8 protein-coding genes are annotated in these 11,070 nt (G+C 68.0%); 7 read left to right on the forward strand and 1 reads right to left on the reverse strand.

Translation table 11 applies throughout. The features are described 5' to 3' along the window. The first annotated feature begins 44 nt into the window (after nt 1-44). From WT24_RS17810 to WT24_RS17825, 4 genes are all read left to right on the forward strand, one after another. Nucleotides 45-845: a hypothetical protein gene (locus WT24_RS17810; protein WP_060035270.1), complete on the forward strand. Its 801-nt coding sequence runs from the start codon at nt 45-47 to the stop codon at nt 843-845. 630 nt (nt 846-1,475) lie between these two features. Then, nucleotides 1,476-1,835: an avidin/streptavidin family protein gene (locus WT24_RS17815; protein WP_059503479.1), complete on the forward strand. Its 360-nt coding sequence runs from the start codon at nt 1,476-1,478 to the stop codon at nt 1,833-1,835. A gap of 456 nt (nt 1,836-2,291) precedes the next feature. Beyond that, a complete protein-coding gene (locus tag WT24_RS17820) occupies nt 2,292-3,002 on the forward strand; it encodes a response regulator transcription factor (RefSeq protein ID WP_059503486.1) in 711 nt (236 codons plus the stop codon). Further along, the gene (locus tag WT24_RS17825; RefSeq protein WP_059794122.1) at nt 3,002-4,504 is read left to right on the forward strand and encodes a HAMP domain-containing sensor histidine kinase; all 1,503 of its coding nucleotides are present in this window, start codon (nt 3,002-3,004) and stop codon (nt 4,502-4,504) included. Before WT24_RS17820 ends, WT24_RS17825 begins: the two co-directional genes overlap by 1 nt. A 15-nt stretch (nt 4,505-4,519) precedes the next feature. Here WT24_RS17825 and WT24_RS17830 read toward each other — a convergent pair whose 3' ends face one another. Then, nucleotides 4,520-5,620, reverse strand: a complete 1,101-nt coding sequence (locus WT24_RS17830) for an AraC family transcriptional regulator (RefSeq protein ID WP_059503488.1) — start codon at nt 5,618-5,620, stop codon at nt 4,520-4,522. A gap of 309 nt (nt 5,621-5,929) precedes the next feature. Here WT24_RS17830 and WT24_RS17835 point away from each other — a divergent pair, with 309 nt between their 5' ends. The 3 genes from WT24_RS17835 to WT24_RS17845 all read left to right on the forward strand — a co-directional run bounded on the left by WT24_RS17835 (nt 5,930) and on the right by WT24_RS17845 (nt 10,930). Further along, nucleotides 5,930-7,564, forward strand: a complete 1,635-nt coding sequence (locus WT24_RS17835; RefSeq protein ID WP_060035272.1) for an AMP-binding protein — start codon at nt 5,930-5,932, stop codon at nt 7,562-7,564. Further along, nucleotides 7,564-8,721 (forward strand): AraC family transcriptional regulator, encoded by a 1,158-nt coding sequence (locus WT24_RS17840; RefSeq protein ID WP_060035274.1) that lies wholly within the window; start codon nt 7,564-7,566, stop codon nt 8,719-8,721. The genes WT24_RS17835 and WT24_RS17840 overlap by 1 nt, the downstream gene beginning before the upstream one ends. A 418-nt stretch (nt 8,722-9,139) precedes the next feature. Next, the gene (locus WT24_RS17845) at nt 9,140-10,930 is read left to right on the forward strand and encodes an acyl-CoA dehydrogenase (protein WP_060035276.1); all 1,791 of its coding nucleotides are present in this window, start codon (nt 9,140-9,142) and stop codon (nt 10,928-10,930) included. Nucleotides 10,931-11,070: the final 140 nt, after the last annotated feature.

Here is an 11,070-nt window from a genome sequence, read left to right on the forward strand (position 1 = left end):
GCGTGCCGGCTTCGTTCGTCCAGTTCGTTTGAAAGGGGACCCCGATGAAAGCCGCTGTACTGATTGCATTGACCTGCCTCGTGCTGACCGCTTGCGGCGGCGACGACAATTCCTCGCCTGTGGCGTCCGGCGGATCGGGGGCGAGCAACAACGGTGGCGGCGGCCCGAGCGGCGGGACGCCGACCACGGGCGCACCCGACGGCAATTCGGGTTCGCCGACCGCCTCGAACGTCGAGTGCGATCCGGTTTACCAGCAGGGCGATACCGTGCAACTGCACATGTATACGCAAGCGACGTCGCAGAGCCCGTCGGTCGACAACGGCGTGTACACGCGGACTTACACGCCGGCGACGTTCAACGGCGTGGCGCTCACGCAGCAGGCCGAAACCACGACAGGCTCGCCGATTCAGACCAATCACTACTACCTCGTCGGCAATGGCGTGCGCACGAACTACGGTGGCGAGGTCTACAGCGGCGGCACGCTTGCATTGCGGGACGTGAACTCGCCGCCCTATGTCGAGACGATCGGCCTCGCGGGAAGCGAAACGGTGAATTACGTGGATACGCCGGTCTTTCCGGCAGGCGGCGCGCAAACGTCCGTCTCGATCCAGCGGACGTACGTCGCGCGCGAAACGGTCAGTCTCCGCAACGGCAAGGTCTTCGCGAACGCTTGCCACTATCACGCGACGGAGACCTTCACCAACCCGGCGTTGACGAGCAAGACGATCGCGGACGACTGGCTCGCGCCGGGTGTCGGCCTGGTCAAATCGGTCGCCGACGTGGGCGGCACGCAGATCATCACGCGCGAACTGGAAGCGGCGACGGTGGGCGGTAAGTCGTATTGAGTGCGCATGGGCGGCGCGCCGCGATCGGTCTCGCATCGGGGGCGTTGACGACCTGCTGCTTGGGGCATGCAGCAGGTCACGCCGTCACGCGGATGGCTGACCGATTCTCGGACTTGCAGGAGCGTGACGGTGCGTTCTGCCGTCCGCCGTTGAGATCCCCGTTGCAACGACGGGGCGTTGAAAGAGCGAGCCGCACGGACTTCATCCAGAAACCCCAAGCGGGTCAGGCGAGGAAGTTGCTCGACAACTCCTCGACGCCGTCGCGGCGACCGCACGAGCAATTGGAACACGTACAGGCGTCCTGATCGACTCATGTCGACGCAGGCTGGCTTTCGCCCCGGACGGCGTATCGTGATCAATAAGGTAGCGAACGAAAGAGTATGTGCTTGCCGGCTCGCTATATGCAGCACTTCATATCGTCTGACGAGCGTCTATACTTTTTGACTGTAATGTCGGCGCCATGGGCGCTGGCGATTCTTCACTATTGCCGGATTCGCGCCGGGATTGGCCATCACGACGGCGCTCGCCTATGTGCGGCGCTGGCCTTGAGAGTCCGATTGCCGCGAGAAGGCGCTGGCACCAGGAACGCTCGGCCCGTTAGTGCGCGATCAAGTCCTCCGGAGGTGGGTTATGAACTGGATCGGTACGTGGCGTAATCAATACGGCTCCACGCTTTCCATCACAAGCGACAAGGAAGGCGCCATCCGTGGCGTATTCAGCACCGCGTTGCAGGACAGCGCCTTCTTCGGTCACGATCTGCCTGTCTCAGGCGTTTGGTTTGGCGATTGCATCAACTTCGCTTTCGGCATATCGAATGACGTAGTGACGGCGATCTGTTCTTTCACAGGCATGCTGCGTGACGGCAAGCTGCAGACGGCATGGCATGTCGTGACCAGCAAGGCGCCTCGGCAAGGCTCGCGATCGTCGGAGTTTGGATGGGCGCATGCCGTCCAGACCAATGCGGATACATTCGAGCGAATCGCTGAGTAACGATGTACCCGCAAAATCGTGGCTCGGAGCGGTCGTAAGCCGCGACGCCCGTCGCCGGCTCGAACGGTGCGGCCACGCGCGCGACATGCAGGTTCGTGCAGAACGTCGCGACCGGGTCCGGCCGCGCTTGCGCGACCTCGCGCATCAGCGCGGAGAGCGGCATTTCGGGTTCGCGTTCGACGCCGAGCCGTCCGGCCGATGTGCCCGGTGAGTCTCCAGCCCTGCCTGTTTCGTCATCACACTCGAATGCCGCAGCACCTTTTGACGGCGGGAAGCCTTGCTGATATTGGCCCCCATCACGGGCACGGTCGAAATTTAAACGAAATGTGATCACTCGCGGCCGCAAAATTTTGCACAATGGCGGCAGCGCGGCCTTCCGCCGCGCTTCGCGCCGGCCCCGATCGCCGCCCGACAACCGTGACCCAGCCCCGCTCCGACGTACCGCCGCCCACCGCCATGGACCACCCGAAACGTATCCTGATCGTCGAGGACGACGCCGACATCGCCGACGTGCTGAGCTTGCACCTGCGCGACGAGCGCTACGAGGTCGTGCACAGCGCGGACGGCGCCGAAGGGTTGCGCCTGCTCGAACAGGGCGGCTGGGACGCGCTGATCCTCGACCTGATGCTGCCGGGCGTCGACGGCCTCGAAATCTGCCGGCGCGCGCGGGCGATGACGCGCTACACGCCGATCATCATCACGAGCGCCCGGTCGAGCGAGGTGCACCGGATCCTCGGCCTCGAACTCGGCGCCGACGACTACCTCGCGAAGCCGTTCTCGGTGCTCGAACTCGTCGCACGCGTGAAGGCGCTGCTGCGGCGCGTCGATGCGCTCGCGCGCGATTCGCGGATCGACGCGGGCACGCTCGACGTCGCGGGGCTCGCGATCGACCCGATCGCGCGCGAGGCGAGCGTCGACGGCGCGCGCATCGATCTCACTCCGCGCGAATTCGACCTGCTGTATTTCTTCGCGCGGCATCCGGGCAAGGTGTTCTCGCGGATGGACCTGCTGAACGCCGTGTGGGGCTACCAGCACGAAGGCTACGAACACACGGTCAACACCCACATCAACCGGCTGCGCGCGAAGATCGAGGCCGATCCGGCCGAGCCCGTGCGGATCCTCACCGTGTGGGGACGCGGCTACAAGCTCGCCGCGCCGGACGCATGATGAAGCTCACGCTCACGCGGCGGCTGTCGCTCGTGTTCTCGATCCTGCTGCTCGCGTGCTCGGGCGCGTCGGCATGGCTGCAGATCCGTGCGAACGACATGCGCGAGAAGGAAGTCGTGCAGGCGCTGTCGCGCGACCTGGCCGCCAACATCGCCGGCAGCGCGCCGCTGATGGACGCGAACGGGCTGCGTCCCGACGCCGTGCGCACGCTGTTCGGGCAGCTGATGGGCGTGAACCCTAGCGTCGAGGTGTACCTGCTCGACAACGCCGGGCGCATCAAGGGCGACGATGCGCCGCCGGGCCACGTGAAGCGCGACCGCGTCGATCTCGCGCCCGTGCAGCGCTTCATCGCGGGCCAGCCGCTGCCGATCCTCGGCGACGATCCGCGCAGCCCGGACGCGCGCAAGGTGTTCAGCGCCGCGCCGCTGCAGCGCGCGGGGCAGCCGCCGTCGGGCTACATCTACGTGGTGCTGCTCGGCGAGGCGCATGACCGGCTCGCCGCGCGCGTCGACGCCGGCAACGTGCTGCGCACGACGCTGTGGTCGATGGCGATCGTCGCGCTGCTCGGGCTGCTCGCGGGCCTCGTCGCATTCGGCTTCATCACGCGCCCGCTGCGCCGGCTGACGGCCGCGATGCGCGACTTCGACGCGAACGCTGCGCCCGGCGCGCCCGACACGCCGCCGCCGGTGCTGCGCTTGCCGCCGGGCCGTCGCGGCGACGACATTGCGGTGCTCGAATCCGCGTTCGCGCAGATGGCCGACCGGATCGGCGAGCAGTGGCGCGCGTTGACGCGCCAGGACCAGCAGCGGCGCGAACTGATCACGAACATCTCGCACGACCTGCGCACGCCGCTCACGTCGCTGCACGGTTATCTGGAGACGCTGTCGCTGAAGGCCGACACGCTGGCCGAGCCCGAGCGGCGCCGCTACCTGTCGATCGCGCTCGCGCAGAGCGCGAAGGTCGGGCGGCTCGCGCAGGCGCTGTTCGAACTCGCGCGGCTCGAATCGGGCGGCGTACAGGCCGAGCGCGAGCCGTTCTCGCTCGTCGATCTCGTGCAGGACGTGTTCCAGAAATTCGAGCTGGCCGCGCAATCGCGCGGCGTCGCGCTGCATGCGCGGATTCCGCCGCGCGTGCCGGCCGTGTCGGCCGATCTCGGGATGATCGAGCGCGTGCTGACCAACCTGCTCGACAACGCGCTGCGGCACACGCCTTCGCACGGCGAGGTCGAGATCGCGCTGGAACCGCAGGGCGACCGCGTGGTCGTGACCGTGTCGGATACCGGCGAAGGGATTCCGGCGGCGCGGCGCGAAGGGTTGTTCCAGCGGCCGCAGCGGCCGATGAGCGGCGGCACGGCGACGAGCGGCGGGCTCGGCCTGTTGATCGTGCACCGGATGCTGGCGCTCAACGGCAGCGGCATCCGGCTCGTCGACCGGCCCGGGCGCGGCGCGGTGTTCGAGTTTGCGCTGGCGGTGGCGTCGCCGGCGGCGGGCGACGCGCGCTGACCGCGATCGGCGGCGTCATCGGCCGCGCTTGCGCCGCACGTCGCTCGGCGTCGTGCCGGTCCAGCGCTTGAACGCGTGGCGGAATCCCACGGCATCGCTGAAGCCGAGCGTCAGCGCGATGTCCTCGGTGCTGAGCGTGGTCGTGCCGAGGTAGTCGATCGCGAGCGCCTTGCGCACGCTCGTCAGCAGTTCGCTGTACGACGTGCCTTCGGCTTCGAGCTTGCGGCGCAGCGTGCGCGAGGTCATGCACAGGCTCTCGGCGATCGCGTCGATGTCCGGGAATTGTCCCGGCGTGCGGGTGAGCTCCTCGTATACGCGTCGCGTGATACCCGATCGGCTGCGCAATTCGTCGAGCAACTGCGCGCAGTGCGACGACACCTGCGCGGCGGTGATCGGATTCGCGAGCTGCGGCGCGCGCGTGAGCCAGGCCGCCGGATAGCTGAGCACGTGATGCGGCTGGTCGAACGCGATCGGGCATTCGAGCGCGTCGGCCAGCAGCGCCCCGTGCGGCGGCCGCGGCTGCGCGAACTGCGCGCGCGCGGGCACGCACCATCCGCCCATCACGTCCTTGATGATCGTCACGTGCAGCGCGAACTGCATGTCGATCAGGAAACGGTACAGCGGCTCGTCGAGATCGGGCAGCGCGACTTCGTGGCGGTCCGGAAACAGCCACGACGCGGTGTCGCCGTGCTCGACCCAGCGGATCGGCAGCATCCCGTTCGCGAGCCGATGATATTTGACGGCCGCATCGAACGCGCGCGCGAGCGATTCCGAGCACAGCATCGCGTAGCCGTACATGCCGTAGCTCGACGCACGCAGCAGGCGGCCGACGCGCACGCCGAGGTCGGTGCCGTCGTACCGGCCGACCGCGTTGCGCGCGGCCGTCAGGAACTGCAGCGGCGACGTGAGCGTGAACGGGTCCGCGACGTCGGCCGGCGCGAGGCCGGTGCCGGCGAGCACCGCCGCCGGATCGAGGCCGGCTTGCGCGGCCACGTCGACCAGCACGGCCAGCTTGGCCGGCGTGAAGCGCTGCTCGCGCAACGCGTGGGCGGCGTCGGCGTCGGGCAGCCGCGGGGGACGGGCGTCCGTCGGTTTCAACAGCGCACTGCGCGACATGGGAATCCTGCGTCCGAATCGATATCGTTGACGGCTTGCCATTCTGCGCGGGAACGATTCCGTTCGCCACAGGGTTCACCCTGACGTGCCGACGGTACGGCCCGATCGGACGGGCGTTCGCCGTGCGAAGCGACGTGGACACATGCATGCGCGTGTCCGTTTCGATCATGTTTTCGGCCGGCCGGATCATTTGCAAAGCGCGTCGCGCGGGCGATAGTCGCCGCTCAGGCGGCGGCCCGCGTCCTTCCGGCGTGCAGGCCGCCGTGCGAACGGCGCGCATGCCGGCGTGCCGTCCCCGAGGAGTGAGACATGACGAACAGACACTGGACCGGGTCGTACGGCTCGGTCCCCGCCGAGATCGACGCCGACTGCCATCCTTCCGTCAGCGCGCTGCTGGACGACGCGATGCGCCGCTTCGCCGACCGTCCGGCGTTCCATGCGTTCGGCCGCACGCTCACGTATGCCGACGTCGACCGCCTGTCGACCGCGCTGGCCGCGTATCTGCAGCGGGTCGTCGGCGTGCGCAAGGGCGATCGCGTGGCCGTGATGCTGCCCAACGTGCTGGCGTTTCCGGTCGTGTTCGTCGCCGTCGCGAAGATCGGCGCGATCCAGGTCAACGTGAATCCGCACTACACCGCGCGCGAGCTCGAGCATCAGCTCAACGACGCAGGAGTCGAGGCGGCGGTCGTCTGCGGCGGGTCGATGGGCACGTTCGCGGAGGTGGTCGGCGGCACGCGCGTGCGCACCGTGCTGAGCGTGGGGCGCGAGGATCTCGGCGTCGTCGATGCGCCGGCCGGCACGTGCGACGCACTGCCGCCCGGTTCGATCGCGCTCGCGCACGCGATCGCCGCCGGCGAATCGCTCGCGTGCGAGCCGGTTGCGCTGAGCGGCGCGGACCTGTTGCTGCTGCAATACACCGGCGGCACGACCGGCCTGTCGAAGGGCGCGGCGCTGTCGCATCGCAACCTCGTCGCGAACATCGCGCAGTTCGCGGCGATCGTGCCGGATGCGCGCCAGCCGGGCGAAGAGGTCGTCGTCACCGCGATCCCGCTGTATCACATCTTCGCGCTGACGGTGAACTTCCTGTCCTACTTCGCGATCGGCGCGCAGAACTGGCTCGTCGCGAATCCCCGCGACATGGACGGGTTCGTCGACGTGCTGAAGGCCGCGCGGCCGACGGTGTTCGTCGGCGTGAACACGCTGTACGCGGGGCTTGCCGGCCATCCGCGCCTGAAGGAGGTCGACTGGTCGCGGCTGAAGCTGTCGGCCGGCGGCGGCGCGGCGGTGATCGACGTGATCTCGTCGCGCTGGAAGGCGGTGACGGGCAATTTCATCCGCGAGGGCTATGGGCTCTCGGAAACGTCGCCGGTCGTGTCGTTCAACCCGCAGTCGATCGACCGGTTCACGGGCACCACGGGCCTGCCGCTGCCGTCGACCGACGTGAAGCTGCTCGACGAGCAGGATCGCGAGGTGGCGATCGGCGAAGCGGGCGAGATCTGCGTGAAGGGGCCGCAGGTGATGAGCGGCTACTGGCAGAAGCCGGACGCCAATGCGGCCGCGTTCACGGCGGACGGCTATTTCCGCACCGGCGACGTCGGCGTGTTCGACTCGGCCGGCTTCCTGCGGATCGTCGACCGCAAGAAGGACATGATCATCGTGTCGGGCTTCAACGTGTATCCGAACGAGGTGGAAGCGGTGGCGACCGCGCTGCCGGGCGTGGCCGAATGCGCGTGCATCGGCGTGCCGGACCCGCGCACGGGCGAGGCCGTCAAACTGTTCGTGGTGCTGGCGCCAGGCGCCGACGTGACGGAAGCGCAGCTCGTCGCGCATTGCCGCGCGAGCCTGGCCGCGTACAAGGTGCCGAAGCTGGTTCGATTCGTCGACCAGCTGCCGAAGTCGACGGTCGGCAAGATCCTGCGCCGGGAACTCAGCCGCACCGACTGATGTGGGCGACGCGTCGCGCGGCGGCTGCGCGGCCTGGTGTGTGGAAAGCCCCGAAGGTGGCGCGCGGGCCGCTCAAGTACAATGCGGTCGGTTCGATCGACGGGGACGCGATGACCGGCTCAGACTCACTTTCCGCCCGGCCCGGGCGTGCGCTGCCGTCGCCGAGCGCGACGGTGCCGATCTCGCTCGTCAACGGCTTTCTCGCGAGCGCGGGCGTGCAGCGCGACGTGGTCGAACGCTACCTGCGCGGCGCCGGCATTCCGATCGAGCTGCTCGGCGAGCCGCACGCGCGGGTGACGGAGGAACAGTTCTCGACGCTGTACCGCACGCTCGCGATCGATCTCGACGACGAGATGCCCGGCATCTTCTCGCGCCCGCTGCGCGGCGGCACGCTGAAGTATCTGTGCCTGAGCCTGCTCGATGCGCGCAACCTCGAAACGGCGCTGCATCGTTTCGGGCAATTCTTCCATATCCTGCTCGACGACTTCTTCGTCGAATCGAAGCGCGACGATCTCGTCGCGCAGGTGCTGCTGCGCCCGAACGAGGCGATTGGGCCGATCGGCGCGCTCGGCCAGGAGCTGATGCTCAAGCTCGTGCACGGCGTGTGCTCCTGGTTGATCGGGCAGAAGATTCCGCTGCTGCAGATCGAGTTCGCATGCCCGCGGCCGCGCCACGCGGTCGATCACCTGTACTTCTTCACCGGCGCGGTGCAGTTCGACCGCGAGCGCACGCTGATGCGCTTCAGCGCCGATTACCTCGACGCGCCGATCCGGCAGAGCAAGCGCAACCTGCGCAAATTCCTCGCGCGCGCGCCCGGCGACTGGATCTTCGAATCGTTCAGCGAACAGCTCGTGTGCCATCGGGTGCGGCAGTACCTGTCGGCGGCGCTGCCGGATCTGCCTGCGATCGACCAGGCGGCCGAGCACCTGCATTGTTCGGTGCGTACGCTGAGCCGCCATCTGGCCGCCGAAGGGACGACGTTCCAGGTGCTGAAGGACGAGCTGCGGCGCGATATCGCGATCCAGCGGCTGACCGATACGCCCGATACGATCGCGGCGATCGGCGCGGATATCGGCTTCGACGATCCGAGCGCGTTTCATCGCGCGTTCCGGCACTGGACCGGCAGTACGCCGGGGACGTATCGGCGCCGGGCGTGACGCGGGCGCGGGGTTGAGCGTCGCGGGTGCGCGCGTGCACGGATTGAATCCCATAACCGGCTCCTTTTGTGGTTTTCACGGCCGGTGTTTGAGCGGACACTCCCATAACCGGCTTCCTTCGTCGGTCGAGCGGGGCAGGCGCGAGTGCGGCCGGTCGTTTCCTTTTGGGGCGCATCACCGCGATTGCCGATACCGACGGACCGGGCGCCGGCGCCCGTCCGGCGGGCGTTCGCCGCCGGGCACGGCGGTGTCCGCCGGTACGTGACGTGGCCGGTTTTGTCACCATGTGGGCCGGATATGACAATGGGAATCCGGATGCCCGGCGTTAGGATGGCCCATCACGTCGCCCAACGCTGGCCGGTTTTGCCGTATCGGACCCCGTGGCGCTCCTATTCACTGCCTGATTGGAACATCGACCATGAGCTATAACGCCCCCGTCAAGGACATGCTGTTCGTGCTGAAGGAACTCGCGGGCATCGACGCCGTTGCGCAGTTGCCGGGCTTCGAGGATGCGGGTTACGACACGGCGCAGGCCGTGCTGGACGAGTCCGCGAAATTCTGCGGCGAGGTGCTGGCGCCGCTGAACGTCGAAGGCGACCGCAATCCCAGCAGCTGGAAGGATGGCGTCGTGACCGCGACGCCGGGCTTCGGCGAAGCGTTCCGCCAGTTCGTCGAAGGCGGCTGGCAGGGGCTGCAGCATCCGGCCGAATACGACGGCCAGGGGCTGCCGAAGCTGATCGCGACGCCGTGCATCGAGATGCTGAACGCGTCGAACCTGTCGTTCGCGCTGTGCCCGCTGCTCACCGACGGCGCGATCGAGGCGCTGCTGACGGCCGGCACCGACGAGCAGAAGCAGCGCTACGTGCCGAAGCTGATCTCGGGCGAATGGACCGGCACGATGAACCTGACCGAGCCGCAAGCCGGTTCGGATCTCGCGCTGGTGCGCTCGCGCGCGGAGCCGCAGGGCGACGGCACGTACAAGGTGTTCGGCACGAAGATCTTCATCACGTGGGGCGAGCACGACATGGCGGACAACATCGTCCACCTGGTGCTGGCGCGCACGCCGAACGCGCCGGAAGGCGTGAAGGGCATCTCGCTGTTCATCGTGCCGAAGTTCCTGGTCAACGACGACGGCTCGCTCGGCGCGCGCAACGACGTGCACTGCGTGTCGATCGAACACAAGCTCGGGATCAAGGCGAGCCCGACGGCGGTGCTGCAATACGGCGATCACGGCGGCGCGATCGGCTATCTCGTGGGCGAGGAGAACCGCGGCCTCGAATACATGTTCATCATGATGAACGCGGCGCGCTTCGGGGTCGGGATGCAAGGGATCGGCGTGGCCGACCGCGCGTACCAGAAGGCGGCCGAATTCGCGAAGGAACGCGTGCAGAGCCGTCCGGTGGACGGCTCGGCCAGGCAGTCGGTGACGATCATCCATCACCCGGACGTGCGCCGGATGCTGGGCACGATGCGTGCGCTGACCGAAGGCGCGCGGGCGCTCGCGTATGTGGCTGCCGCGCACAGCGACATCGCCCATCGCCATCCGGACGAGGCGATGCGCGCGCGTCATCAGGCCATCTACGAATACCTGGTGCCGGTGGTGAAGGGCTGGAGCACGGAGATGGTGAACGACGTCGCGAGCCTGGGCGTGCAGGTGCACGGCGGGATGGGCTTCATCGAGGAGACGGGCGCGGCGCAGTACTACCGCGACGCGCGGATCCTGGCGATCTACGAAGGGACGACCGCGATTCAGGCGAACGACCTGGTCGGCCGCAAGACGATGCGCGACGGCGGCGCGGTGGCGAAGGCGCTGATTGCGGAGATCGGCGACACGGTCGCGGCGCTCGGCAAGATCGACGGCGCGGCGGCCGCTTCGATGAAGGCGCAACTGGAGAAGGGGGCGCGCGCGTTGTCGGCGGTGGTCGACTACGTGCTGGCGAACGCGAAGCAGGACCCGAACGCGGTGTTCGCGGGCAGCGTGCCGTACCTGAAGCTGGCGGGCGTGGTGCTGTGCGGGTGGCAGATGGCGCGCGCGCTGGTGGCCGCTCACGCGAACCGCGCGAACGACGTCGCGTTCTTCGACGCGAAGATCGCGATCGCGCAATGCTATGCGGAGCACGTGCTGGTGCAGGCGGGCGCGCTCGAAGCGTCGATCGTCGGCGCGAAGGGCAACGAGAGCGTGCTCGCGTTGACGGAAGACCAGTTCTGACCGGCTGACGGTCGGGATGCAGCAGGAGGAGACAGGATTTTGACCACACAGGACTTGCTCGCGCAATACGGCCCGCGCGAATCGATGGAATACGACGTCGTGATCGTCGGCGGCGGCCCCGCCGGGCTGTCGGCGGCGAT

Source organism: Burkholderia sp. MSMB1078WGS, assembly GCF_001528895.1.
Classification (GTDB): domain Bacteria; phylum Pseudomonadota; class Gammaproteobacteria; order Burkholderiales; family Burkholderiaceae; genus Burkholderia.